Source organism: Enterobacter cloacae complex sp. 385G4, assembly GCF_057320665.1.
This window is the reverse complement of the sequence record NZ_JBXWDD010000001.1, coordinates 1574392-1598766: the sequence shown is the minus strand read 5'-3', so window position 1 is coordinate 1598766 and position 24375 is coordinate 1574392. Positions and strand designations below refer to the sequence as shown.

25 protein-coding genes are annotated in these 24375 nt (G+C 57.4%); 22 read left to right on the top strand and 3 right to left on the bottom strand.

The window, feature by feature from the left end; genetic code table 11:
* Nucleotides 1–26 precede the first annotated feature (26 nt).
* Complete coding sequence (smrB, locus tag AC2FAJ_RS07755) at nt 27–578, bottom strand: endonuclease SmrB (protein ID WP_008502613.1); 552 nt, start codon at nt 576–578, stop codon at nt 27–29.
* 145 nt (nt 579–723) lie between these two features.
* Here smrB and prmB point away from each other — a divergent pair, with 145 nt between their 5' ends.
* Genes prmB through AC2FAJ_RS07725 form a run of 6 tightly spaced genes read left to right on the top strand, consistent with a single transcriptional unit; the run spans nt 724 to nt 5272 of the window.
* Nucleotides 724–1656 carry a 50S ribosomal protein L3 N(5)-glutamine methyltransferase gene (prmB, locus tag AC2FAJ_RS07750; RefSeq protein ID WP_023312578.1) on the top strand — a complete coding sequence of 311 codons (933 nt, stop codon included), beginning with the start codon at nt 724–726 and terminating at the stop codon, nt 1654–1656.
* Between the two features lie 60 nt (nt 1657–1716).
* The gene (gene aroC, locus AC2FAJ_RS07745; protein ID WP_028013970.1) at nt 1717–2802 is read left to right on the top strand and encodes a chorismate synthase; all 1086 of its coding nucleotides are present in this window, start codon (nt 1717–1719) and stop codon (nt 2800–2802) included.
* A gap of 2 nt (nt 2803–2804) precedes the next feature.
* A complete protein-coding gene (gene mepA / locus AC2FAJ_RS07740) occupies nt 2805–3629 on the top strand; it encodes a penicillin-insensitive murein endopeptidase (protein WP_045631488.1) in 825 nt (274 codons plus the stop codon).
* Nucleotides 3629–4438 (top strand): sulfite exporter TauE/SafE family protein, encoded by an 810-nt coding sequence (locus tag AC2FAJ_RS07735; RefSeq protein WP_041908882.1) that lies wholly within the window; start codon nt 3629–3631, stop codon nt 4436–4438. Before mepA ends, AC2FAJ_RS07735 begins: the two co-directional genes overlap by 1 nt.
* Entirely contained in the window at nt 4438–4983 is a 546-nt protein-coding gene (locus tag AC2FAJ_RS07730; RefSeq protein WP_045259677.1) for an elongation factor P hydroxylase, read from the top strand. Before AC2FAJ_RS07735 ends, AC2FAJ_RS07730 begins: the two co-directional genes overlap by 1 nt.
* A gap of 13 nt (nt 4984–4996) precedes the next feature.
* Nucleotides 4997–5272, top strand: coding sequence for a YfcL family protein (locus tag AC2FAJ_RS07725; protein ID WP_028013966.1), 276 nt, complete (start codon nt 4997–4999; stop codon nt 5270–5272).
* Between the two features lie 53 nt (nt 5273–5325).
* Here AC2FAJ_RS07725 and mnmC read toward each other — a convergent pair whose 3' ends face one another.
* Nucleotides 5326–7323 carry a bifunctional tRNA (5-methylaminomethyl-2-thiouridine)(34)-methyltransferase MnmC2/FAD-dependent 5-carboxymethylaminomethyl-2-thiouridine(34) oxidoreductase MnmC1 gene (mnmC, locus tag AC2FAJ_RS07720; protein ID WP_485453972.1) on the bottom strand — a complete coding sequence of 666 codons (1998 nt, stop codon included), beginning with the start codon at nt 7321–7323 and terminating at the stop codon, nt 5326–5328.
* 158 nt (nt 7324–7481) lie between these two features.
* Here mnmC and fabB point away from each other — a divergent pair, with 158 nt between their 5' ends.
* Together fabB and AC2FAJ_RS07710 are read left to right on the top strand one after the other, a co-directional pair.
* The gene (fabB, locus tag AC2FAJ_RS07715) at nt 7482–8699 is read left to right on the top strand and encodes a beta-ketoacyl-ACP synthase I (protein WP_023336433.1); all 1218 of its coding nucleotides are present in this window, start codon (nt 7482–7484) and stop codon (nt 8697–8699) included.
* A 68-nt stretch (nt 8700–8767) separates the two neighbouring features.
* Entirely contained in the window at nt 8768–9946 is a 1179-nt protein-coding gene (locus tag AC2FAJ_RS07710; RefSeq protein WP_153656567.1) for an MFS transporter, read from the top strand.
* An 89-nt stretch (nt 9947–10035) separates the two neighbouring features.
* On the opposite strand, the gene flk is transcribed toward AC2FAJ_RS07710, so the two are convergent.
* Nucleotides 10036–11040 carry a flagella biosynthesis regulator Flk gene (flk, locus tag AC2FAJ_RS07705; protein ID WP_028013964.1) on the bottom strand — a complete coding sequence of 335 codons (1005 nt, stop codon included), beginning with the start codon at nt 11038–11040 and terminating at the stop codon, nt 10036–10038.
* Nucleotides 11041–11153: 113 nt separating this feature from the next.
* On the opposite strand from flk, the gene pdxB reads away from it, so the two are divergent.
* The 14 genes from pdxB (at nt 11154) to AC2FAJ_RS07635 (ending at nt 24370) form a co-directional block, all read left to right on the top strand.
* Entirely contained in the window at nt 11154–12290 is a 1137-nt protein-coding gene (gene pdxB, locus AC2FAJ_RS07700) for a 4-phosphoerythronate dehydrogenase PdxB (protein WP_319880248.1), read from the top strand.
* A gap of 67 nt (nt 12291–12357) precedes the next feature.
* Nucleotides 12358–13371, top strand: a complete 1014-nt coding sequence (locus AC2FAJ_RS07695) for an aspartate-semialdehyde dehydrogenase (protein ID WP_319880250.1) — start codon at nt 12358–12360, stop codon at nt 13369–13371.
* Entirely contained in the window at nt 13371–14183 is an 813-nt protein-coding gene (truA, locus tag AC2FAJ_RS07690) for a tRNA pseudouridine(38-40) synthase TruA (protein ID WP_041908896.1), read from the top strand. The genes AC2FAJ_RS07695 and truA overlap by 1 nt, the downstream gene beginning before the upstream one ends.
* 28 nt (nt 14184–14211) lie before the next feature.
* On the top strand, nt 14212–14871 hold the full coding sequence (locus AC2FAJ_RS07685; protein WP_008502599.1) for a DedA family protein: 660 nt from the start codon (nt 14212–14214) through the stop codon (nt 14869–14871).
* A 154-nt stretch (nt 14872–15025) separates the two neighbouring features.
* A complete protein-coding gene (gene accD, locus AC2FAJ_RS07680; RefSeq protein WP_003861408.1) occupies nt 15026–15931 on the top strand; it encodes an acetyl-CoA carboxylase, carboxyltransferase subunit beta in 906 nt (301 codons plus the stop codon).
* Nucleotides 15932–16001: 70 nt separating this feature from the next.
* Complete coding sequence (gene folC / locus AC2FAJ_RS07675; RefSeq protein WP_041908898.1) at nt 16002–17270, top strand: bifunctional tetrahydrofolate synthase/dihydrofolate synthase; 1269 nt, start codon at nt 16002–16004, stop codon at nt 17268–17270.
* Complete coding sequence (dedD, locus tag AC2FAJ_RS07670) at nt 17260–17952, top strand: cell division protein DedD (protein ID WP_045631481.1); 693 nt, start codon at nt 17260–17262, stop codon at nt 17950–17952. The genes folC and dedD overlap by 11 nt, the downstream gene beginning before the upstream one ends.
* Nucleotides 17953–18116: 164 nt before the next feature.
* The gene (gene cvpA, locus AC2FAJ_RS07665; RefSeq protein ID WP_000262116.1) at nt 18117–18605 is read left to right on the top strand and encodes a colicin V production protein; all 489 of its coding nucleotides are present in this window, start codon (nt 18117–18119) and stop codon (nt 18603–18605) included.
* Nucleotides 18606–18638: 33 nt separating this feature from the next.
* Nucleotides 18639–20156, top strand: coding sequence for an amidophosphoribosyltransferase (purF, locus tag AC2FAJ_RS07660; RefSeq protein ID WP_014884664.1), 1518 nt, complete (start codon nt 18639–18641; stop codon nt 20154–20156).
* An 88-nt stretch (nt 20157–20244) separates the two neighbouring features.
* Nucleotides 20245–20814, top strand: coding sequence for a UbiX family flavin prenyltransferase (locus AC2FAJ_RS07655; RefSeq protein WP_028013957.1), 570 nt, complete (start codon nt 20245–20247; stop codon nt 20812–20814).
* 290 nt (nt 20815–21104) lie between these two features.
* Complete coding sequence (gene argT / locus AC2FAJ_RS07650; protein WP_028013956.1) at nt 21105–21887, top strand: lysine/arginine/ornithine ABC transporter substrate-binding protein ArgT; 783 nt, start codon at nt 21105–21107, stop codon at nt 21885–21887.
* Nucleotides 21888–22100: 213 nt separating this feature from the next.
* Nucleotides 22101–22883, top strand: coding sequence for a histidine ABC transporter substrate-binding protein HisJ (gene hisJ, locus AC2FAJ_RS07645; protein ID WP_028013955.1), 783 nt, complete (start codon nt 22101–22103; stop codon nt 22881–22883).
* An 87-nt stretch (nt 22884–22970) separates the two neighbouring features.
* Nucleotides 22971–23657: a histidine ABC transporter permease HisQ gene (locus AC2FAJ_RS07640; RefSeq protein WP_028013954.1), complete on the top strand. Its 687-nt coding sequence runs from the start codon at nt 22971–22973 to the stop codon at nt 23655–23657.
* Nucleotides 23654–24370, top strand: a complete 717-nt coding sequence (locus tag AC2FAJ_RS07635; protein WP_028013953.1) for an ABC transporter permease — start codon at nt 23654–23656, stop codon at nt 24368–24370. Before AC2FAJ_RS07640 ends, AC2FAJ_RS07635 begins: the two co-directional genes overlap by 4 nt.
* The last annotated feature ends 5 nt before the right edge of the window (nt 24371–24375 follow it).

Genomic DNA, 24375 nt, shown 5'->3' with positions numbered 1-24375 from the left:
GGTACTACGTGTTTCCCGCCCTTCTGTCAGGGCAACTCTGGCGGCTGCCACTCCTCAACTTCAATCAACACCAGCAATGCGGCATCGCCGCCGTACTCTTTCGGTGCCTGATGAAACGCCATCACGTGCGGATGCTGAGCCAGCCACAGCGGCGTCTGTTGCTTCAGAATGTGTTTACCGTGGCCGTGCATCACGCAGGCGCAAAAAACGTGTTCGCGGCGACAGGCGGCAATCAACGCCCCCAGCTCCTGTTTCGCCTGCATCTGGGTTAAGCCGTGCAGATCGAGAAACAGCTCCGGCGAATAATCTCCGCGTCGTAACTTTTTCAGCTCAAAATGGCTGACGTCTTCGCGCACGTACTTCACAGCCCCTTGCGTATTGAGCAGCGGCTGAAATTCATCTGAAAAATAGTGGCTGTTATCCGCCTGCTCCTGGAGCAGCCGTTTGACCGGAACTTCGCTGATTTTTTTACGCTGCGGACGGTGGACAATCGTGTCCTGCGCGATTTTACGCGTCCCGGTCATCAGCTGGCGGAAGAGAGCCTGATCCTCCTCGCTGAGCGATGTTTTCTTTTTCATTCGTCATTCTCATCTCGTATTTCCGATAGTGTACCCGACTAAACGCATTTTTTAACCTCAAGCGGTACGCGTCATTGCTGATTTATCGCCGTCTTCATGGCAAACTAGCCGCCGAAAATTATGCGAGCATGCCCTGGAGGAAAGAGTGGATAAAATATTTGTCGATGAAGCAGTAAACGAGCTGCATACCATACAGGACATGTTGCGCTGGTCGGTTAGCCGCTTCAGCGCCGCCAATATCTGGTACGGTCACGGTACCGATAACCCGTGGGACGAGGCCGTTCAGCTGGTGCTGCCGTCTCTTTACCTGCCGCTGGATATTCCGGAAGACATGCGCACCGCGCGCCTGACCTCCAGCGAAAAACATCGCATCGTTGAGCGCGTGATCCGTCGCGTAAACGAGCGCATTCCGGTTGCTTACCTGACCAACAAAGCCTGGTTCTGCGGCCACGAGTTTTACGTCGATGAACGCGTGCTGGTACCGCGCTCGCCGATTGGTGAGCTGATCAATAATCACTTTGAAGGCCTGATTAACCATCAGCCGCAGCACATTCTCGATATGTGCACCGGCAGCGGCTGCATCGCTATTGCCTGCGCCTACGCTTTCCCGGAAGCGGAAGTGGACGCCGTCGATATCTCCACCGACGCGCTGGCCGTGACCGAACACAACATTGAAGAGCACGGCCTGATCCATCACGTCACGCCAATCCGCTCTGACCTGTTCCGCGACCTGCCGACGCTGCAGTACGATCTGATCGTCACTAACCCGCCGTACGTCGATGCAGAAGACATGTCCGATCTGCCGAACGAATATCGTCACGAGCCGGAGCTGGGCCTGGCGTCAGGCTCGGACGGCCTGAAGCTGACCCGCCGCATTCTGGCCTGCGCGCCGGATTACCTGACCGATGACGGCGTTCTGATTTGTGAAGTGGGCAACAGCATGGTACATCTGATAGAGCAGTACCCGGATGTGCCTTTCACCTGGCTTGAGTTCGACAACGGCGGTGACGGCGTCTTTATGCTGACCAAAGCGCAGCTGCTCGACGCGCGCGAACACTTCAGCATCTATAAAGATTAATCCAGCGGGCTTCGGCCCGTTTCACAACGCTCAAACACAAACAACAACATCGGAGCCGTGATGGCAGGAAACAGTATTGGACAGTTATTCCGCGTGACCACCTTTGGCGAGTCGCACGGGCTGGCGCTGGGCTGTATCGTTGATGGCGTACCGCCAGGCATCGAACTGACCGAAGCAGATTTACAGCACGACCTTGACCGCCGTCGTCCGGGCACCTCTCGCTACACCACGCAGCGTCGCGAGCCGGACCAGGTCAAAATTCTCTCCGGCGTTTTTGAAGGCCGCACCACCGGCACCAGCATTGGTCTGCTGATTGAAAACACCGATCAGCGCTCTCAGGACTACGGTGCTATCAAGGACGTGTTCCGCCCGGGCCATGCCGACTACACCTACGAGCAAAAGTACGGTTTTCGCGACTATCGCGGCGGCGGACGCTCTTCCGCGCGTGAGACCGCGATGCGCGTGGCCGCTGGCGCGATTGCTAAAAAGTATTTGCAGCAGAAATTTGGCATCGTCATTCGCGGCTGTCTGACCCAGATGGGCGACATTCCGCTGGCGATCAAGGACTGGGATCAGGTCGAGCAAAACCCGTTCTTCTGCGCTGATGCGGATAAGCTTGACGCCCTGGACGAACTGATGCGCGGCCTGAAAAAAGAGGGCGACTCCATTGGCGCGAAAGTCACCGTGGTGGCAGATGGCGTCCCGGCTGGCTGGGGCGAGCCGGTATTTGACCGTCTCGACGCCGATATCGCCCACGCGCTGATGAGCATCAACGCGGTGAAGGGCGTCGAGATTGGCGACGGCTTCGACGTGGTGGCACTTCGCGGCAGCCAGAACCGCGACGAAATCACGAAAGCGGGCTTCCAGAGCAACCATGCGGGCGGCATTCTCGGCGGTATCAGCAGTGGACAGCAGATTATTGCCAACATCGCGCTGAAGCCGACCTCAAGCATCACCGTGCCGGGCCACACGATTAACCGCTCAGGCGAAGAAGTTGAGATGATCACCAAAGGTCGTCACGATCCGTGCGTGGGGATCCGCGCGGTGCCGATCGCGGAAGCGATGCTGGCGATCGTGCTGATGGATCACTTCCTGCGCCAGCGCGCGCAGAACGCGGACGTGACGACCACCATTCCACGCTGGTAAACATGAAAAAAACCGCAATTGCTCTGCTGGCGCTGCTGGCCAGTGGAGCCAGTCTGGCCGCCACGCCGTGGCAAAAAATCACCCACCCGGTGGCGGGAAGCGCGCAGTCCATCGGCGCCTTCGCTAACGGCTGTATCGTGGGTGCGCAGGAGCTGCCGCTGCAATCAGATACCTATCAGGTGATGCGTACCGACCAGCGTCGTTACTTCGGCCACCCTGATCTGGTGCTGTTCATTCAGCGACTGGGGAACCAGGTGCATAACCTGGGGCTGGGGACGATGCTGATTGGCGATATGGGGATGCCTGCCGGTGGCCGCTTTAACGGCGGGCACGCCAGCCACCAGACCGGACTGGATGTCGACATCTTCCTGCAGCTGCCGAAAACGCGCTGGACGTCTGCGCAGCTGCTGAAGCCGCAGGCGCTGGATCTGGTGTCGCGCGACGGCAAAAGCGTGGTGCCATCACTGTGGTCACGGGATATTTCGAGCCTGATCAAGCTGGCGGCGAAAGATAACGACGTCACGCGGATTTTCGTCAACCCGGCGATCAAGCAGCAGCTTTGCCTGGATGCGGGGACGGATCGCGACTGGCTGCGCAAAGTGCGCCCGTGGTTCCAGCATCGTGCGCATATGCACGTTCGTCTGCGCTGCCCGGCGAACAGCCTGGAATGTGAAGATCAGCCGCTACCGCCGCCAGGCGATGGCTGTGGTTACGAACTGCAAAGCTGGTTTGAGCCGGCAAAACCTGGAACCTCTAAGCCTGAGAAGAAGACACCGCCTCCGTTGCCGCCTTCCTGCCAGGCGCTACTGGATGAGCATGTACTTTAATGGATAATTTCGTCGATCTGTTTATGGTGTCACCGCTGCTGCTGGTGGTGCTGTTCTTTGTGGCCATGCTGGCCGGTTTTATCGATGCGCTCGCGGGCGGCGGCGGGCTGTTAACCGTGCCCGCGCTGCTGGCGGCGGGCATGAGCCCGGCGCAGGCGCTTGCCACCAATAAGCTGCAGGCCTGCGGCGGCTCGCTTTCGGCGTCGCTCTATTTTATCCGCCGCAAGGTGGTGAATCTCGCCGATCAAAAGCTCAATATCCTGATGACCTTTATCGGCTCAACGTCGGGCGCGCTGCTGGTGCAGCACGTGCAGTCGGATATTTTGCGCCAGATCCTGCCGATTCTGGTTATCTGCATCGGTCTCTATTTCCTGCTGATGCCTAAGCTCGGTGAGGAAGACCGGGCGCGGCGGCTGCACGGCCTGCCGTTTGCGCTGATTGCCGGTGGCTGCGTCGGCTTTTACGACGGCTTCTTTGGCCCGGGGGCAGGCTCGTTTTACGCGCTGGCGTTCGTGACGCTGGCCGGCTTTAACCTCGCCAAATCCACCGCCCACGCCAAGGTGCTGAATGCGACCTCGAACGTCGGCGGCCTGCTGCTGTTTATCATTGGCGGCAAGGTTATCTGGGCAACCGGGTTTGTGATGATGGCAGGGCAGTTTTTGGGCGCGCGCGCAGGCTCGCGTCTGGTATTAAGCAAAGGGCAAAAGCTGATCCGCCCGATGATTGTTGTCGTCTCGGCGGTGATGAGCGCCAAACTTCTTTATGACAGCCATGGACAGGAGATCCTCACCTGGTTGGGGATGAACTAATGAACAGTACGCATAAATACGAACAGTTGATAGAGATCTTCGATAGCTGTTTTGCTGATGATTTTAATACCCGTCTGATTAAAGGCGACGACGAACCGATCTATCTTCCTGCTGATGCAGAGGTTCCGTACAACCGCATCGTCTTTGCCCACGGCTTTTACGCCAGCGGTTTGCACGAAATTTCGCACTGGTGCATCGCGGGGAAAGCGCGTCGCGAGCTGGTGGACTTCGGTTACTGGTACTGTCCGGACGGGCGCGACGCCGCAACCCAGGGCCAGTTTGAAGACGTGGAAGTGAAGCCGCAGGCGCTGGAATGGCTGTTCTGCGTGGCGGCGGGTTTCCCGTTCAACGTGAGCTGTGACAACCTAGAAGGTGACTTTGAGCCAGACCGTATCGTCTTCCAGCGCCGCGTGCATGCGCAGGTGATGGAGTATCTTGAGAAAGGCATCCCGGAACGTCCGGCGCGCCTGATCGAGGCTTTACAGAATTATTACCACACGCCGGAGATCACGGCGGAATGCTTCCCTTGGCCGGAAGATCTTTAACAGAGGAAAGAAGATGATCGCAGAATTTGAATCACGCATTCTGGCGTTAATTGATGACATGGTGGAACACGCCAGTGATGATGAGCTGTTCGCCAGCGGTTATCTGCGTGGTCACCTGACGCTGGCGGTAGCCGAGCTGGAAGCAGGTGACGATCACTCTGCCGACGCCGTTCACGCTGAAGTCACGCGCAGCCTGGAAAAAGCCATTCTGGCCGGGGAGCTCTCTCCGCGCGACCAGTCTCTGGTGCTGGGGATGTGGGACAATTTATTCCAGCAGGCTAAACGCTAAGCCGCTGCCCTCTCTTCCCTCTCCCCTTTGGGGAGAGGGGATTCGACCGCACCCTACTTAACCATTTTCCCCTTCAGCAGTTTCCGTACCCACAGTCGATTCGGGTTCAGCCCCGCAAGCGTGGTTCTGTCCAGCGGAACAGGCTCATTACTCATTTGCGAGGCTAACGTTTCAGCCAGCAGCGGCGCGGAGCACAATCCTCGCGATCCTAATCCGCCCAGCATGAACAGTTCCGGATAAACCGGGGCACTTACCGCCGTTTCCTTGTTTTCTGCCAGATCCTGATAGAGTTCAAGCGTGGCTTCATAGTCCGGCACGTTTCCCGCCATCGGCAGGTGATCGCGGGTCGCGCAGCGCACGCCGCAGCGCGCTTCGCCCTCGCTCACGTCAACCTCTTTCGCCCACGCCGCGTCCGGGAAGCAGTCAATCAGGCGCTGGCGGTTTTGCTGCTGATCCGCTTCGCTGTAGCGCATATCCGCTTCGCCACGATGGTAGCTGGCGCCGATGCAGTGATGTCCGTTAGACGGATTTTGTGGCGTCAGATAGCCGTCATAGCACAGCACCTGGCGCAGCTTGCTCAGTTCGGGCGCGGTCGGGATATGGCTTACCTGGCCGCCGACCGGATAAACCGGCAACGTCTCGGTCTGGATAAACTGGCTGATGTTATGTCCGTTTGCCAGCACAACGCTGGCATGGTGTGCCGCTTTGCCATCAGCAAAATGCAGAGTCCACCGTTCTGACCGGCTAAGCGATTCAACCTTATGAGCATAATGCACCCTCAGCCCGCGTGACTGCGCCAGGCTAATCGCCGCCGCGGTCAGTTCAGCCGGGCACAGCCAGCCGCCGAGCGGATAATGAATGCCGCCACAGTCGGTTTCCACACCCGCGGTGTCTGCCACCTCTTGCGCACTGACCGCGCGGGCAATCTCCTCCGGCAGACCCAGCGACAGCATCTGGGCGATTTTTTGCTGGCTCTTTTCATCCCATCCGAGCTGCGTCACGCCGCACCAGTCATGGTCGAATGCCACCGGAATGGAATCATACAGGCGGCGAGCGAAGGTAAACGCTGCCGGGAAAAACTGGAACAGGGCCGGATCGTGCGAGCTTAAAAGCGGGTAAAGCGCGCCCTGGCGGTTGCCGGACGCGCCGTTGGCTGGTGCCTCGTCAGCGCAGTAGAGTGTCACCTGCCAGCCCCGGTGCAGCAGCGCGAGAGAGAGCAGGGCGCTGGCGATCCCTCCGCCAACGATCGCCACTTCGCGCGATGCGCTGGCGCTGCGCGCAAACCAGGGAGCCCAAGCGGGAATGTCCAGCGTCCGTTCCATCGTGCCGACCAGCATGTCGCGCTTGCGGCCAAAGCCTTTGGTCTTCTGCATGGTAAAGCCCGCGTCCTGCAGGCCGCGGCGAACAAAGCCGGCCGAGGTAAAGGTGGCGAGCGTTGCGCCGGGACGCGCCAGCCGGGCCATCGCGCTAAACAGATGCTGGCTCCACATGTCCGGGTTCTTGGCGGGCGCAAAGCCGTCAAGGAACCACGCGTCCACCGTCTGGTTCATCGCGTCGTCGAGCGTATCGGTCAGGTCGTTAATGTCGCCCAGCCATAAATCCAGCGTCACCCGTCCGCCGTCCAGAATCAGACGGTGGCAGCCGCCGATATGCGGCGGCCACTGCGCCTGAAGCTGCTCCGCCCAGGCTGCAAGCTCCGGCCAGCGCTGGTGGGCGAGCCGCAGATCGTGCGCGGTAAGCGGAAATTTTTCAAAACTGATGAAATGTAATCTTTGTAGCGTAGCCTCAGGGTGCGCAGCGTGAAACTGGTCAAACGCCTGCCAGAGGGTTAAAAAATTGAGCCCGGTGCCGAATCCGCTTTCCGCAACAACGAACAGACTGCGCGGGTGCGCAGGGAAGCGGGCGCTGAGCTGGTTTCCCTCGAGGAAAACATAGCGGGTTTCTTCGAGTCCGTTATCATTAGAAAAGTAGACGTCATCAAAATCTCGGGAAACAGGTGTACCCTCAGCGTTGAATTCGAGGTTGGCGGGTTGTATAGCGTTTTGTTTCACGTAAGTTACTCGTCTGACAGGCAGTGGCACGATCTTAACGATGTGAGTCCATCGGTGCAAATTTCCGCAGAAAATGTCTGATCGGACTTGTTCGGCGTACAAGTGTACGCTATTGTGCGACTCGAAACTTTTTATAGTGCGACTTACAGAGGTATTGAATGAAACGTGCAGTGATTACTGGCCTGGGCATTGTTTCCAGCATCGGTAATAACCAGCAGGAAGTCCTGGCATCTCTGCGTGAAGGACGCTCCGGGATCACTTTCTCTGAAGAGTTTAAAGATTCAGGTATGCGTAGCCACGTATGGGGTAACGTCAAACTGGACACCACCGGTTTGATTGACCGCAAAGTGGTTCGTTTCATGAACGATGCCTCTATTTATGCTTATCTCTCCATGCAGGAAGCGATCAAAGATTCCGGCCTGAGCGAAGAGGTTTATCAGAACAACCCGCGAGTGGGCCTGATTGCCGGTTCCGGCGGTTCCTCTAAAGCGCAGGTATTCGGTGCTGACGCCATGCGCAGCCCGCGTGGTCTGAAAGCGGTAGGTCCGTACGTGGTCACGAAAGCTATGGGTTCTGCGGTTTCCGCGTGCCTGGCGACCCCGTTCAAAATTCACGGTGTGAACTACTCCATCAGCTCCGCGTGTGCGACTTCCGCACACTGTATCGGCAACGCGGTTGAGCAGATCCAGCTGGGCAAACAGGACATCGTATTTGCTGGCGGCGGCGAAGAGCTGGGCTGGGAAATGGCCTGTGAGTTCGACGCGATGGGCGCACTGTCCACCAAGTACAACGAAACCCCAGACAAAGCCTCCCGTACCTACGATGCGCACCGTGACGGTTTCGTCATCGCGGGCGGCGGCGGTATGGTTGTGGTTGAAGAGCTGGAGCACGCGCTGGCGCGCGGCGCGCACATCTACGCTGAGATCGTGGGCTACGGCGCAACGTCCGACGGCGCCGACATGGTTGCTCCGTCCGGCGAAGGCGCGGTGCGCTGCATGAAGATGGCGATGCACGGTGTTGATACCCCAATCGACTACCTGAACTCCCACGGTACCTCTACTCCGGTAGGTGACGTGAAAGAGCTGGGTGCGATCCGCGAAGTGTTCGGCGACAACAGCCCGGCTATCTCTGCCACCAAAGCCATGACCGGTCACTCTCTGGGTGCGGCGGGCGTGCAGGAAGCGATCTACTCTCTGCTGATGCTGGAAAACGGCTTTATCGCCCCAAGCATCAACATCGACGAGATGGACGAGCAGGCGGCTGGCCTGAACATCGTGACCAAACCAACGGAAGCGACGCTGACCACCGTCATGTCCAACAGCTTCGGCTTCGGCGGCACCAACGCCACGCTGGTTATGCGCAAGCTGAAAGCATAAGCGTTTGAATGTATAATAGAAGGGAGCCGAAAGGCTCCCTTTTTTTATGCCTGAACACGGAGTTATGCATGAAGGCTGTTACCCCCGAGAAGGGCACTCCTTCCGGGAACCTTTCTCTTTTCCGCATCGCCTTTGCGGTATTCCTGACCTACATGACCGTTGGCCTGCCGCTGCCGGTGATCCCGCTGTTCGTTCATCACGAACTCGGCTATGGCAACACCATGGTCGGCATTGCTGTGGGCATTCAGTTTTTAGCCACGGTATTAACCCGCGGCTACGCAGGACGGCTGGCCGATCAGCACGGTGCAAAACGCTCGGCGCTGCAGGGCATGTTTGCCTGCGGTCTGGCGGGGGGCGCGTGGCTGCTGGCCGCTCTCCTGCCGGTCGACGCCGCGTATAAATTTGCGCTGCTGGTGGTGGGCCGTTTAATCCTTGGCTTCGGTGAAAGCCAGCTGCTGACCGGCACCCTGACCTGGGGGATGGGGCTGGTGGGGCCTGCGCGCTCCGGCAAAGTGATGTCATGGAACGGGATGGCGATTTATGGCGCACTGGCTGCAGGCGCGCCGCTGGGTTTGCTGATCCACAGCCAGTTTGGTTTTGCGGTACTGGCAGCAACCACCATGGTATTACCGCTGCTGGCGTGGGCTTTTAACGGTTCGGTACGCAAGGTGCCCGCCCATAAAGGCGAACGTCCTTCGCTGTGGAGTGTGGTGGGGCAAATCTGGCAGCCAGGGCTGGGGCTGGCGCTTCAGGGAGTAGGCTTCGCGGTGATTGGTACCTTCGTCTCCCTCTATTTCATGAGCCGCGGCTGGGCAATGGCGGGCTTTACGCTGACGGCCTTTGGCGGCGCGTTTGTCGTGATGCGTGTCCTGTTCGGCTGGATGCCGGATCGCTTTGGCGGCGTGAAGGTGGCGGTGGCGTCGCTGGTGATTGAAACCGTTGGGCTGGTGTTGCTCTGGCAGGCGCCGGTCGCCTCCGTTGCGCTGCTTGGTGCGGCGTTAACCGGCTGCGGCTGCTCGCTGATCTTCCCGGCGCTGGGCGTTGAGGTGGTGAAGCGCGTGGCGCCGCAGGTCCGCGGTACGGCGCTGGGCGGCTATGCGGCGTTTCAGGATATCTCATACGGCGTAACCGGGCCGCTGGCGGGTCTGTTAGCCACCTCGTTTGGCTACCCGTCCGTCTTCCTGGCCGGCGCGGTTTCTGCGGTGGTGGGGATCGTGGTGACGCTGGTGGCGTTTCGCAGAAATTAACTGTTGTCGCCGGGTGGCGGATGCGCCTTACCCGGCCTACGGTTCGAGCCGTTGTAGGCCCGGTAAGCGTAGCGCCACCGGGCAAATCCTCAGGCAACCAGCCAGAAAATCGCCAGCGCAATCAATAATGCAATCAACATTAATCCCGGGCGGGCAGAGAGCGTTCTGAAGGTCTCCACAACGGGCGCAAACAGCGGGCTGTAGATCGGCTGAACGTTTCTTACCTCCGGCACGCCGCCTTCCCGCTCGGCGCGGCGAACAAAGATCTGATTCAGCACATCCTGCACCTGCGCGGTGGTCAGTACCGTTTGCGGCGTGGCCTGCCAGTTCTGCTGGGCGTAATCCCGAATCACCTCGAACTCGTGCGGTTCCAGCGGCTGTTTAAGCGCCGCCTGAACGGTATGCAGGGTAGGGGCGCTCTGGGTGCTGAGCGTCTGGCGCGCCTGGAGCCAGGTCACCAGATGGGTAAACTGTTTGGCCGGAATCAGCTCGCCCGCCTTCACGCCGGACAGTTCCAGCATGGATTGCCAGATAAGCTTCGTCGACTCGCCGGTGGCGGCGGCCAGTTTGGTCACCATCTGGTTCAGCGTGTTGTGCTCGGCAGGCTGCAGCGGGCGCTCGGTTGAGGGGCGCACCTGAGGCTGCGGAATAGACAACTGATTGTTCTGCAACAGCGTCAGCACGGTTTTAAGCTGGTCTGGCGTCAGCTGGCTCAGGGCGGTCTGGCCATACTGCTGACGGATAAAGTCACTGACAGCCTGACGGTTATTTCCCTGGCCCAGCAGCTCAGTCAACTGCGTGACAATCTGACGCGTGGTGTGGTTCTGCTGCGCGGTCGTAATACGCTGGTTGAGATTTTGCTCGGCGGCAGGGAAATGGCGCGACTGCAGCGGTGCGTCGTTCCTCACGCCTAAATCATGCTTTACCCCGGCCCAGACTTCCGCGTTTTGCTGCGAAGTCAGCGCTATCAGGCGCGTGATCAGTCGCTCCAGCACGGTGCGCTGTTGCGTGGATAGTGGCTGTTCACCGGCAACGTTTGGCGTGACAGGGCCTTCACCCGGAGGGCGTGGCGGCGTACCTGAAATGGGCTGCATCGTCAAAAATCCTTAAAGTCAAAACTCAGCGTAAACCCGGCATACGTATATGCCTGGCGGCCAGATTATGGCACACTTGGCAGGTTTTCTTCCTCTCAAACAGGTACTCAGACGTGAAAATCCTCGTTGATGAAAATATGCCTTACGCCCGCGAGCTGTTTAGCCGCCTCGGCGACGTTAAGGCTGTCCCTGGTCGCCCGATCCCGGTTAACGAACTGGATGACGCAGACGCGCTGATGGTGCGCTCGGTGACCAATGTAAATGAGGCGTTGCTTGCCGGTAAAGCGATTAAGTTTGTCGGAACCGCAACGGCAGGGACCGATCATGTGGATGATCAGTGGCTGAAGCAGGCCGGAATCGGTTTTTCCGCCGCGCCGGGCTGTAACGCCATTGCCGTCGTGGAATACGTTTTCTCCTCGCTGCTGATGCTGGCCGAGCGCGATGGTTTTGCGCTGAAAGACCGCACCGTGGGGATTGTCGGCGTGGGTAACGTCGGCGGGCGTCTGCAAAAGCGCCTTGAAGCGTTAGGTATCCGCACGCTGCTGTGCGATCCGCCGCGTAAAGACAACGGTGACGACGAGGATTTCCGCGCGCTGGATGAGCTGGTTGAACAGTGCGATGTGCTGACGTTCCACACGCCGCTGTTTAAAGAGGGGCCGTATAAGTCCCTGCATCTGGCGGACGAGGCGCTGATTCGCCGTCTGAAGGCTGGCACTATTCTGATAAATGCCTGTCGTGGCCCGGTGGTGGATAATGCCGCGCTGCTGAAATGTCTGAATGAAGGACACGATCTCAGCGTGGTGCTGGACGTCTGGGAGCCGGAGCCGGATCTCAACGTTGAGTTGCTGAACAAGGTTGACGTTGCCACCGCGCATATCGCGGGCTATACGCTTGAAGGCAAAGCGCGCGGCACGACGCAGGTATTTGAAGCCTACAGCGCCTTTATCGGCCATCCGCAGCAGGTGGCGCTTGATACTTTACTCCCCGCGCCTGAATTTGGCCGCATTACCCTGCATGGCCCGCTCGATCAGGCAACGCTGAAAAGGCTGGTGCATTTGGTGTATGATGTGCGCCGCGACGATGCGCTGCTGCGTAAGGTGGCGGGGATCCCGGGTGAATTTGATAAGCTGCGCAAGAACTACGTTGAGCGCCGCGAGTGGTCTTCCCTGTATGTGATGTGCGACGACGCAGCGGCTGCGACGTTGCTCAAGAAACTGGGTTTTAACGCCGTTCATCACCCGGCGCATTAATGTCTTCTTAATGCTCCCTGTCGGATACGCCGACAGGGACGCTTTTTTATTTCTGGAGTAAACCACCATGTCTGAAGGCTGGAACATTGCCATTTTAGGTGCCACGGGTGCCGTGGGCGAAGCCCTGCTCGAAACTCTTGCCGAGCGTCAGTTCCCGGTGGGAGATATCTATGCGCTGGCGCGCACCGACAGCGCTGGCGAACATCTGCGTTTTGGCGGTAAATCCGTGATGGTTCAGGATGCGGCCACGTTTGACTGGACCCAGGCGCAGCTGGCGTTTTTTGCCGCAGGTGCTGAAGCCACGGCGTCTTACATTGAAGAGGCGACCAATTCGGGCTGCCTGGTGATCGACCTGAGCGGTCTGTTCTCCCTGGAGCCGGACGTGCCGCTGGTGGTCCCGGACGTCAATCCGTTTGTGCTGGCTGACTACCGCAACCGTAACGTTATCGCGGTACCGAACAGCCTGACCAGCCAGCTGCTGACTGCCCTGAAACCGCTGATTGACGACGGCGGCCTGTCGCGCATTACCGTCACCAGCCTGCTGTCCGCGTCGGCGAACGGTAAAAAGGCCGTTGACGCGCTGGCCGGGCAGAGTGCGAAGCTGCTGAACGGCATCCCGATCGACGAAGATGATTTCTTTGGCCGCCAGCTGGCGTTCAACATGCTGCCGCTGCTGCCGGATCGTGAAGGTTCCGTGCGCGAAGAGCGTCGTCTCGTCGACGAAGCGCGCAAGATTCTGCAGGACGAGGGGCTGATGATTTCCGCCAGCGTCGTACAGTCCCCGGTATTCTACGGCCACGCGCAGATGGTCGGTTTTGAAGCCCTGCGCCCGCTGGCGGCAGAGGAAGCGAGCGACGCGTTTGGCCGCGGTGAAGATATCGTCCTTTCCGAAGAGAGCGAGTTCCCGACCCAGGTGGGCGACGCCACCGGCAGCGCGCATCTTTCCGTTGGCTGTGTGCGTAACGACTACGGTATGCCGGAGCAGGTTCAGTTCTGGTCCGTTGCCGATAACGTTCGCTTTGGCGGCGCGCTGATGGCGGTCAAGATCGCCGAGAAGCTGGTGCAGGAGTATCTGTACTGATGTCCGAAGTGGATCAAAAGCCGGTTCATAAAATTGCCCTCGGTATTGAGTACGATGGCAGTAAATATTATGGCTGGCAGCGTCAGAATGAGGTGCGCAGCGTTCAGGAAAAGCTGGAGAAAGCGCTCTCTCAGGTAGCAAACGAGCCGATTAACGTCCTGTGCGCGGGGCGTACGGACGCGGGTGTTCATGGCACGGGGCAGGTGGTTCACTTTGAAACCACCGCCGTGCGTAAGGATGCCGCCTGGACGCTGGGTGTAAATGCGAATTTACCTGGTGACATCGCGGTGCGTTGGGTGAAATCTGTGCCGGATGATTTTCACGCGCGCTTCAGCGCAACGGCGCGTCGCTATCGCTATGTCATCTACAACCAGCGTCTGCGTCCGGCGGTGTTAAGCCAGGGCGTGACGCATTTTTATGAACCGCTCGATGCAGAACGCATGCATCGCGCGGCGCAGTGTCTGATTGGTGAAAATGACTTTACGTCGTTTCGTGCGGTGCAGTGTCAGTCCCGTACGCCGTGGCGTAACGTCATGCACATTAACGTCAGTCGTTTTGGCGCGTATGTGGTGGTGGATATCAAAGCCAATGCCTTTGTACATCATATGGTGCGGAATATTGTGGGCAGCCTGATGGAAGTGGGCGCCGGACACCAGCCGGAGAGCTGGATTGCAGAACTGCTGGCAGCGAAGGACAGAACGCTTGCGGCAGCAACGGCGAAAGCGGAAGGGCTTTATCTGGTCTCGGTAGACTATCCGGATCGGTTTGACCTGCCAAAACCGCCAATGGGCCCGCTGTTTTTAGCGGACTAAACAAAGGTGCAATTAAGGCTTAGACAATATGGACGTAATACGTTTTCTGATTGATTTCATTCTGCATATTGATGTTCACCTGGCGGAGCTGGTCGCACAGTACGGCGTCTGGGTTTACGCCATTCTGTTCCTGATTCTGTTCTGTGAAACCGGTCTGGTCGTTACCCCGTTCCTGCCGGGAGACTCGCTGCTGTTTGTGGCCGGTGCGTTGTCGGCGCTGCCCACCAATGATTTGAACGTGCATCTGATGGTGGTGTTGATGGTGATTGCCGCGATTGTCGGGGATGCGGTCAACTATACGATTGGCCGGGTGTTCGGTGAGCGGTTGTTCAGTAATCCGGACTCGAAAATTTTCCGCCGCAGCTATTTAGACAAGACCCATGCCTTCTATGAACGTCATGGTGGAAAAACCATTATCCTTGCGCGTTTTGTGCCTATTGTGCGCACATTTGCGCCGTTTGTGGCGGGAATGGGCCATATGTCCTATCGTCATTTTGCAATGTATAACGTGGTGGGCGCACTGCTTTGGGTGTTGCTCTTTACCTATGCAGGCTACCTGTTTGGCGACTTGCCGGTGGTTCAGGAAAACCTTAAGTTACTGATTGTAGCGATTATTGTGCTTTCCGTACTGCCTGGCGTGATTGAAATTATTCGTCACAAACGCGCGGCAGCAAAGCAAGCGAAGTAAATGCACGCTGGCGGTTCGACCACTTTTTTATCCAAAGTTTCGGGCTGTTATGTTTTAATGTGCAACATTCATGGTCTGTTGGAGGCAAAAATGGCATTATTCGCCTCTTATAGCAAAACTGGCATACGACCAGGTTCAGGCAGAAAGGTTATCAATGAGCTGGATTGAACGAATTAAAAGCAACATTACCCCGACGCGCAAAGCGAGCATTCCTGAAGGGGTATGGACGAAGTGTGATAGCTGCGGCCAGGTTCTGTATCGTGCAGAGCTGGAACGCAATCTTGAGGTGTGTCCGAAGTGTGACCACCACATGCGTATGTCGGCGCGCAACCGCCTGCATAGCCTGCTGGACGAAGGTTCTCTGGTAGAACTGGGCAGCGAACTGGAGCCAAAAGATGTGCTCAAGTTCCGCGACTCCAAAAAATACAAAGATCGTCTGGCCTCTGCACAGAAAGAGACCGGCGAGAAAGACGCGCTGATCGTCATGAAAGGCACCCTGCACGAGATGCCGGTGGTTGCCGCTGCGTTTGAGTTCTCCTTTATGGGCGGCTCAATGGGCTCCGTGGTCGGCGCGCGTTTCGTGCGTGCCGTTGAGCAGGCGCTGGAAGACAACTGTCCGCTGATCTGCTTCTCCGCCTCCGGTGGTGCACGTATGCAGGAAGCGCTGATGTCCCTGATGCAGATGGCGAAAACCTCTGCAGCGCTGGCGAAAATGCAGGAGCGCGGTCTGCCGTACATCTCGGTACTGACCGACCCAACCATGGGTGGCGTCTCCGCAAGCTTCGCGATGCTGGGTGACCTGAACATCGCTGAGCCAAAAGCGCTGATCGGCTTTGCCGGTCCTCGCGTCATCGAGCAGACCGTTCGTGAAAAACTGCCGCCGGGCTTCCAGCGCAGTGAGTTCCTCATTGAGAAAGGCGCTATCGATATGATCGTCCGCCGTCCGGAAATGCGCCTGAAACTGGCCAGCATTCTGGCGAAGCTGATGAATCTGCCAGCGCCTAACCCGGATGAGCCGCGCGAAGGCGTGGTGGTACCGGATCAGGAACCCGAGGCCTGATAACTGAAAAGGGCAGGGCCAGATGGCGCTGCCCTTTTGCTTTATAACCTGTTAATGACAACCGGGCATTATGGAAAATAAAAGCATTCCCCAAGCCACGTCGCCCCTGGCCGCGTGGCTTTCTTATCTGGAAAACCTGCACAGTAAAACCATCGATATGGGCCTTGAGCGCGTAAGCCAGGTTGCCGCGCGTCTCGACGTGCTGAAACCGGCTCCGTTCGTGTTCACCGTTGCAGGTACTAACGGTAAAGGGACGACCTGCCGCACGCTGGAGTCAGTCCTGATGGCGGCGGGGTACAAGGTTGGCGTTTACAGCTCACCGCATCTGGTGCGCTATACCGAGCGCGTGCGGGTGCAGAACACCGAGCTGGCGGAATCTGCCCATACGGCGTCGTTCGCGGCTATCGAAGCGGCGCGCGGGGAAACCTCATTAACCTATTTTGAATACGGCACCCTGTCGGCGCTGTGGCTGTTCAAACAGGCGCAGCTGGACGTGGTGATCCTGGAAGTGGGGCTGGGCGGGCGTCTGGATGCCACCAATATGGTGGATGCGGACGTGGCGGTGGTCACCAGCATCGCGCTGGATCATACCGACTGGCTGGGCCCGGACCGTGAAAGCATTGGCCGCGAGAAGGCCGGTATTTTCCGGGCGAATAAGCCCGCCGTGGTGGGCGAGCCGGACATGCCGCATACCATTGCCGACGTGGCGAAAGAGAAGGGCGCACATCTGTTGCGCCGAGGCGTTGACTGGCAGTATGCGGTGCAGGGCAACGGCTGGCGCTTTAGCGATGCGCAGGGCGTGCTGGAGAATCTGCCGCTGCCGCAGGTGCCACAGCCGAACGCGGCAACCGCGCTGGCGGCACTGCGCGCCAGCGGATTAGCTGTAAGTGAGCAGGCGATCCGTGACGGCATTCAGAATGCGCTGCTGCCGGGGCGTTTCCAGATAGTCAGCGAGTCACCGCGTCTGATTCTGGATGTGGCGCACAACCCACATGCGGCGGCGTATCTCGCAGGACGTCTCAAATCGTTACCAAAAACCGGGCGCGTGCTGGCGGTTATCGGTATGCTTCATGATAAAGATATCGGCGGCACCCTGGCCTGCATGGAGAGTGTGGTCGATAGCTGGTATTGTGCTCCTCTGGAGGGGCCGCGCGGTGCGACTGCTGAGCAGTTGATGGAACATCTCGGTAAAGGTGCAATCTACAGTAGCGTGGCGCAGGCCTGGCATGCCGCGATGGCGGATGCAAAACCAGAAGATACCGTGCTGGTGTGTGGCTCTTTCCACACGGTGGCACATGTCATGGAAGTGATGGACGCGGGGAGAACCGGTGGCGAGTAAGTTTCAGAACCGTTTAACAGGAACCATTGTGCTGGTCGCGCTCGGGGTGATTATTCTTCCCGGGCTGCTCGACGGGCAGAAAAAACATTATCAGGACGAGTTTGCAGCCATTCCGCTGGTGCCGAAGCCGGGCGACCGCGATGAGCCGGATATGCTGCCTGCGGCGACTCAGGCGCTGCCTGCTCAGCCGCCTGAAGGGGCGGCGGAAGAAGTTCGCGCGGGCGATGCCGCTGCACCGTCACTCGACCCGTCGCGTCTGGCGGCGAATAACAACATCGAGATCGATCCGGTACCGGTAGAGAAGCCTAAGCCTGCTGAAAAACCGAAGCCGGTAGAGAAACCGCAGCCGAAGCCTCAGCAACAGCGAGATAAAGCAGCAGAGCAGCTTGCTGCAGCGTCTGAAACTCCACCACCTGCGAAGCAAGACGCAGCGCCGACCGGCAAAGCCTACGTTGTGCAGCTGGGTGCGCTGAAAAACGCCGATAAAGTCAACGAGGTTGTGGGTAAACTGCGCAGCGCGGGCTATCGCGTTTACACTTCACCTTCCACGCCGGTACAGGGTAAAATTACCCGTATCCTCGTGGGGCCGGAGGCGTCGAAAGACAAGCTGAAAGGGTCGTTGGGCGAGCTGAAGCAGATCTCCGGGCTGAGTGGTGTGGTGATGAGCTACAGCGCGAACTAAGTACGACCTGCTCCTTTAGAGAGAGGCGATAAGCCACGGCGTTGAACATTTTTTCAGCGCCTTTTTTATTTACGCGCGGGAAGGAAATCCCTACGCAAACGTTTTCTTTTTCTGTTAGAATTCGCCCCGAATTGGATGACAGGGCGTTTAATCGTGGGACACATATGGTCTGGATTGATTACGCCATCATTGCGGTGATTGGTTTTTCCTGTCTGGTTAGCCTGATCCGTGGCTTTGTTCGTGAAGCGTTATCGCTGGTAACCTGGGGTTGTGCTTTCTTTGTTGCCAGTCATTACTACACTTACCTGTCTGTCTGGTTCACGGGCTTTGAAGATGAACTGGTCCGAAATGGAATCGCCATCGCGGTGCTGTTTATCGCGACGCTGATTGTCGGCGCTATCGTGAATTACGTGATAGGTCAGCTGGTCGAGAAAACCGGTCTGTCAGGAACGGACAGGGTACTCGGGATCTGTTTCGGGGCATTACGAGGCGTGCTGATTGTGGCCGCGATCCTGTTCTTCCTGGATACCTTCACCGGGTTCTCCAAAAGCGAAGACTGGCAAAAATCGCAGCTCATTCCAGAGTTCAGCTTCATCATCAGATGGTTCTTTGACTATCTGCAAAGCTCGTCGAGTTTTTTGCCCAGGGCATAAACCCTGAGATGTGGCTTAACGAGGAAAAGACGAATGTGCGGTATTGTCGGTATCGCCGGTTTCATGCCGGTAAACCAGTCGATTTATGACGCGTTAACGGTGCTTCAGCACCGTGGGCAGGATGCTGCGGGTATCATCACCATTGATGCAAACAACTGCTTCCGTTTACGTAAGGCCAATGGCCTGGTAAACGATGTGTTTGAAGCCCGCCATATGCAGCGTCTGCAAGGTAATATGGGGATCGGTCACGTTCGTTATCCTACTGCTGGCAGTTCCAGCGCCTCTGAGGCACAGCCTTTCTACGTCAACTCACCGTATGGCATCACGCTTGCCCATAACGGCAACCTGACCAACGCTCATGAGCTGCGTAAGAAGCTGTTCGAAGAGAAACGTCGCCACATTAATACCACCTCTGATTCAGAAATCCTGCTCAATGTGTTCGCCAGCGAGCTGGATAACTTCCGTCACTACCCGCTGGAAGCAGACAATATCTTCGCTGCCATTGCCGCGACCAACCGCCAGATCCGCGGTGCGTACGCCTGCGTGGCGATGATCATCGGTCACGGCATGGTCGCCTTCCGCGATCCAAACGGCATTCGTCCGCTGGTGCTGGGCAAGCGCGACCTCGGCGATGGCCGTACCGAATATATGGTTGCCTCTGAGAGCGTGGCGCTGGATACCCTGGGCTTCGAATTCCTGCGCGACGTTGCGCCGGGCGAAGCGGTGTATATCACCGAGAAGGGCCAGCTGTTCACCCGGCAGTGTGCCGACAACCCGGTCAGCAACCCGTGCCTGTTTGAATACGTCTATTTTGCCCGTCCGGATTCGTTCATCGACAAGATTTCCGTCTACAGCGCGCGCGTCAATATGGGCACGAAGCTCGGCGAGAAGATTGCCCGCGAGTGGGACGATCTCGACATCGACGTGGTGATTCCTATCCCGGAAACCTCCTGCGATATCGCCCTGGAGATCGCCCGCATTCTGGACAAGCCGTACCGTCAGGGCTTCGTGAAGAACCGCTACGTTGGCCGCACGTTTATCATGCCGGGCCAGCACCTGCGCCGTAAGTCCGTGCGCCGCAAGCTGAACGCCAACCGCGCGGAATTCCGCGACAAAAACGTTCTGCTGGTGGATGACTCCATCGTTCGTGGCACCACCTCTGAGCAGATTATCGAGATGGCGCGCGAAGCGGGTGCGAAGAAAGTCTACCTGGCGTCTGCCGCGCCGGAGATTCGCTTCCCGAACGTATACGGCATTGATATGCCAACCGCCAACGAGCTGATTGCCCACGGCCGTGAAGTGGATGAGATTCGCCAGATCATCGGTGCCGACGGCCTGATTTTCCAGGATCTGAACGATCTCATCGACGCGGTGCGCGCCGAGAATCCGGAGATTCAGCAGTTCGAATGCTCCGTGTTCAATGGCGTCTACGTGACGAAAGACGTTGATCAGCAGTACCTCGACTACCTTGATTCGCTGCGCAACGACGATGCGAAAGCCGTTCAGCTGCAAAACGATCTCGAAAGCTTAGAGATGCACAACGAAGGTTAATCTCTCCGCAGGTGAGGGCGCTCGCCCTCACTTGCAACTCCCCGCAAAATCCTGCACAGTCAGCCCAGAATTCAGCAAGGGCGAAATCATGAAACGACTCATAATAGGCATCAGCGGTGCCAGCGGCGCGATTTACGGCGTACGCCTGCTACAGGTTTTGCGTAACGTGGCAGAAGTGGAAACGCATCTGGTGATGAGCCAGGCGGCGCGGCAAACCCTCTCCCTTGAAACGGATCTCTCCCTGCGCGATGTCCAGGCGATGGCGGACGTGGTTCACGATGCCCGCGATATCGCCGCCAGCATCTCCTCAGGCTCGTTTAAAACCGCCGGTATGGTGATCCTGCCCTGTTCAATCAAAACGCTCTCCGGGATTGTGAACAGCTATACCGACACGCTGGTGACGCGCGCGGCGGACGTGGTGCTGAAGGAGCGCCGCCCGCTGGTGCTCTGCGTGCGGGAAACGCCGCTACACCTGGGCCATCTGCGCCTCATGACCCAGGCCGCCGAGCTGGGCGCGGTGATCATGCCGCCGGTGCCGGCGTTCTATCACCGGCCACAGTCGCTGGACGATGTGATTAATCAGACCGTCAATCGCGTGCTGGATCAGTTTGACATCGACCTGCCCGAAGACCTCTTCACCCGCTGGCAGGGAGCCTGATTCTGTGCACAAATGCTGTGCATGAAAAGAGACGTTGCCCTGTTTCAGGGCAATTATGCAACGGCGATCATATCCTCGACATTTAATTCGCTTTTTCCCTTTTTCTCTTTCCGGTTCGTTCGGCAGACCTGCTATCTTTCACCATTAAGGCAATATCGCAACGTTTTATTAACATATTTAACGTCGAACTTTTGACCAGACGGCAATGTGGCATAAGACCTGCAAGAGAAGCCTGCAACACAACACACAACACAATACATAATAAAATCACGGTACTTGAGGGTAAATGTATGAAGAAGACGGTTCTGGCTCTGTCTTTGCTGGTGGGGTTAAGTGCGGCGGCAGGTAGCTACGCAGCGCTTCCACAGACGGTTCGTATCGGTACAGACGCAACCTACGCGCCATTCTCTTCCAAGGATGCGAAAGGCGATTTCGTGGGGTTTGATATCGATCTGGGAAATGAAATGTGCAAACGTATGGAAGTGAAATGCACATGGGTGGGCAGCGACTTCGACGCGTTAATCCCGTCGCTGAAGGCAAAGAAAATCGACGCCATTATCTCTTCTCTCTCCATCACCGAAAAACGCCAGCAGGAGATTGCCTTCTCTGACAAGCTCTACGCTGCGGATTCGCGTCTGATTGCCGCGAAAGGTTCCCCGATCCAGCCGACCATCGACTCGCTGAAAGGCAAGCATGTGGGCGTGCTCCAGGGCTCGACCCAGGAAGGTTACGCGAATGCCAACTGGCGCGAGAAGGGGGTCGACGTGGTGGCTTACCAGAACCAGGATCTGATCTACTCTGACCTGGCGGCAGGCCGTCTGGATGCCGCGTTCCAGGATGAAGTCGCGGCGAGCGAAGGCTTCCTGAAGCAGCCGGCCGGTAAAGATTACGCCTTTGCGGGCCCGTCCGTGAAAGACAAAAAATACTTTGGTGACGGCACCGGCATCGGCCTGCGTAAGGACGATAAAGAGCTGAAAGCCGCCTTTGACAAAGCATTCACGGAGCTGCGCAAAGACGGTACCTACGACAAACTGGCGAAGAAATACTTCGACTTCAACGTCTACGGTGATTAACGCACCAGCGTGGTGCGTGGCGGGTGTGGGTGATTCAATATGGTGCAATTTGTGCACCATATTGGGTCGCTATGTGCATACTTAAGCATTTATAATGCAAAAATTCCCGTCTGAAAGGCATTATTCTTTGCCTGACAGCGTGGATTAATGGCACATTAACCCCACCCCGTCGTCGTAAAAAAACCGTATGAAGACAGTTTGTTGAGGACAAATATGAAAAAACTCGTGTTGTCATTATCTCTGGTACTGGCCTTTTCCAGCGCCACCGCGGCCTTCGCAGCCATTCCGCAGAAAATTCGTATTGGCACCGATCCCACCTACGCGCCGTTTGAATCGAAGAATTCAAAGGGTGAACTGGTGGGTTTTGACATCGATCTGGCCAATGAGCTGTGCAAACGCATCAAAGCACAGTGTACTTATGTAGAGAACCCGCTGGATGCGCTGATCCCTTCACTGAAAGCTAAAAAAATAGACGTGATTATGTCCTCGCTTTCCATCACCGAGAAACGTCAGCAGGAGATTGCCTTCACCGACAAGCTCTATGCGGCCGATTCACGTCTGGTAGTGGCTAAGTCTTCTGACATTCAACCGACCCTCGAGTCGCTGAAGGGGAAACGCGTAGGCGTGCTGCAGGGCACCACGCAGGAAACCTACGGTAACGAACACTGGGCGCCGAAGGGGATCGAAATCGTCTCCTATCAGGGCCAGGAAAATATTTACGCAGACCTGACGGCAGGCCGTATTGATGCGGCATTCCAGGATGAAGTCGCGGCAAGCGAAGGTTTCCTGAAAACGCCGGTGGGTAAAGATTATAAGTTCGGCGGTCCGTCCATTAAGGACGAGAAGCTCTTTGGCGTGGGTACCGGTATGGGCCTGCGTAAGGAAGACAACGAACTGCGTGAGGCGCTGAACAAAGCGTTTGCTGAAATGCGCGCTGACGGTACCTACGACAAGCTGGCGAAAAAGTACTTTGATTTCAATGTGTACGGCGGCTAATCGCTCCGTCAAATAACGTGCGGCCCCTCCCGCTGGGGGAGGGGATAAGACACGGTTTACCACTCACGATACGACAGGGCTCGCGGTATGCTGTACGGATTTTCTGGCGTTATTTTACAGGGCGCGCTTGTCACCCTTGAGCTGGCTATCAGCTCCGTGGTGCTGGCGGTGCTGATAGGTCTGGCGGGCGCAGGGGCGAAGCTTTCGGCAAACAAACCGCTGGCGCTCATTTTCGAAGGCTATACCACGCTCATTCGCGGCGTACCCGATCTGGTGCTGATGCTGCTTATTTTTTACGGCCTGCAGATTGCCCTGAACAGCGTGACGGATGCGATGGGCATGGGACAAATTGATATCGACCCGATGGTGGCCGGTATTATCACCCTCGGTTTTATCTACGGTGCCTACTTCACGGAAACCTTCCGTGGCGCTTATATGGCGGTTCCCAGAGGACACATTGAAGCGGCAACCGCATTTGGTTTTACCTCTTCACAAACGTTTCGCCGGATTATGTTCCCGGCCATGATGCGCTATGCGCTGCCGGGCATCGGCAACAACTGGCAGGTTATCCTCAAAGCGACGGCGCTGGTCTCGCTGCTCGGTCTGGAAGACGTCGTGAAAGCGACTCAGCTGGCGGGCAAGAGCACCTGGGAGCCGTTCTACTTTGCGGTGGTCTGCGGCGCGATCTATCTGGTCTTTACGACCGTCTCCAATGGTGTGCTGCTTCTGCTCGAGCGTCGCTACTCCGTGGGTGTGAAGAGGGCTGACCTGTGATTGAGATTATTCAGGAATACTGGAAATCCCTGCTGTGGACGGATGGCTACCGCTTTACCGGCGTGGCGATCACGCTCTGGCTGCTGATTTCTTCCGTGGTGATGGGCGGCATTCTGGCGGTGTTTCTCGCCATCGGTCGCGTGTCGAACAATAAATTTATTCAGTTCCCGATTTGGCTATTTACCTATGTGTTTCGCGGCACGCCGCTGTACGTGCAGCTGCTGGTGTTCTATTCGGGGATGTATACGCTGGAGATCGTAAAAGGCACTGAAATGCTGAATGCGTTCTTCCGCAGCGGCCTGAACTGTACGGTGCTGGCGCTAACGCTCAACACCTGCGCCTATACCACCGAGATTTTCGCCGGGGCCATTCGTTCCGTGCCGCACGGTGAGATCGAGGCGGCGCGCGCGTACGGCTTCTCCTCGGTGAAGCTTTACCGCTGCATTATTCTGCCGTCGGCGCTGCGCATTGCGCTACCGGCCTACAGCAACGAAGTCATTTTGATGCTGCACTCCACCGCGCTCGCCTTTACCGCCACGGTGCCGGACCTGCTCAAAATCGCGCGCGATATCAACTCCGCGACCTATCAGCCGTTTACCGCGTTTGGCATTGCGGCGGTGCTCTATTTAATTATCTCTTATGTTCTGATTAGCCTGTTCCGTAAGGCTGAAAAACGCTGGTTGCAGCATATAAAACCTTCTTCGACGCACTGAGAAAG

Coding starts and splice junctions, on each gene's coding strand:
- AC2FAJ_RS07695 (WP_319880250.1), top strand. CDS start 12,358: ATGTCTGAAGGCTGGAACATTGCCATTTTAGGTGCCACGGGTGCCGTG.
- hisJ (WP_028013955.1), top strand. CDS start 22,101: ATGAAAAAACTCGTGTTGTCATTATCTCTGGTACTGGCCTTTTCCAGC.
- flk (WP_028013964.1), bottom strand. CDS start 11,040: ATGCAGCCCATTTCAGGTACGCCGCCACGCCCTCCGGGTGAAGGCCCT.
- AC2FAJ_RS07735 (WP_041908882.1), top strand. CDS start 3,629: ATGGATAATTTCGTCGATCTGTTTATGGTGTCACCGCTGCTGCTGGTG.
- mepA (WP_045631488.1), top strand. CDS start 2,805: ATGAAAAAAACCGCAATTGCTCTGCTGGCGCTGCTGGCCAGTGGAGCC.
- AC2FAJ_RS07655 (WP_028013957.1), top strand. CDS start 20,245: ATGAAACGACTCATAATAGGCATCAGCGGTGCCAGCGGCGCGATTTAC.
- AC2FAJ_RS07730 (WP_045259677.1), top strand. CDS start 4,438: ATGAACAGTACGCATAAATACGAACAGTTGATAGAGATCTTCGATAGC.
- AC2FAJ_RS07640 (WP_028013954.1), top strand. CDS start 22,971: ATGCTGTACGGATTTTCTGGCGTTATTTTACAGGGCGCGCTTGTCACC.
- AC2FAJ_RS07710 (WP_153656567.1), top strand. CDS start 8,768: ATGAAGGCTGTTACCCCCGAGAAGGGCACTCCTTCCGGGAACCTTTCT.
- smrB (WP_008502613.1), bottom strand. CDS start 578: ATGAAAAAGAAAACATCGCTCAGCGAGGAGGATCAGGCTCTCTTCCGC.
- fabB (WP_023336433.1), top strand. CDS start 7,482: ATGAAACGTGCAGTGATTACTGGCCTGGGCATTGTTTCCAGCATCGGT.
- folC (WP_041908898.1), top strand. CDS start 16,002: ATGGAAAATAAAAGCATTCCCCAAGCCACGTCGCCCCTGGCCGCGTGG.
- AC2FAJ_RS07725 (WP_028013966.1), top strand. CDS start 4,997: ATGATCGCAGAATTTGAATCACGCATTCTGGCGTTAATTGATGACATG.
- AC2FAJ_RS07685 (WP_008502599.1), top strand. CDS start 14,212: ATGGACGTAATACGTTTTCTGATTGATTTCATTCTGCATATTGATGTT.
- aroC (WP_028013970.1), top strand. CDS start 1,717: ATGGCAGGAAACAGTATTGGACAGTTATTCCGCGTGACCACCTTTGGC.
- truA (WP_041908896.1), top strand. CDS start 13,371: ATGTCCGAAGTGGATCAAAAGCCGGTTCATAAAATTGCCCTCGGTATT.
- cvpA (WP_000262116.1), top strand. CDS start 18,117: ATGGTCTGGATTGATTACGCCATCATTGCGGTGATTGGTTTTTCCTGT.
- argT (WP_028013956.1), top strand. CDS start 21,105: ATGAAGAAGACGGTTCTGGCTCTGTCTTTGCTGGTGGGGTTAAGTGCG.
- purF (WP_014884664.1), top strand. CDS start 18,639: ATGTGCGGTATTGTCGGTATCGCCGGTTTCATGCCGGTAAACCAGTCG.
- accD (WP_003861408.1), top strand. CDS start 15,026: ATGAGCTGGATTGAACGAATTAAAAGCAACATTACCCCGACGCGCAAA.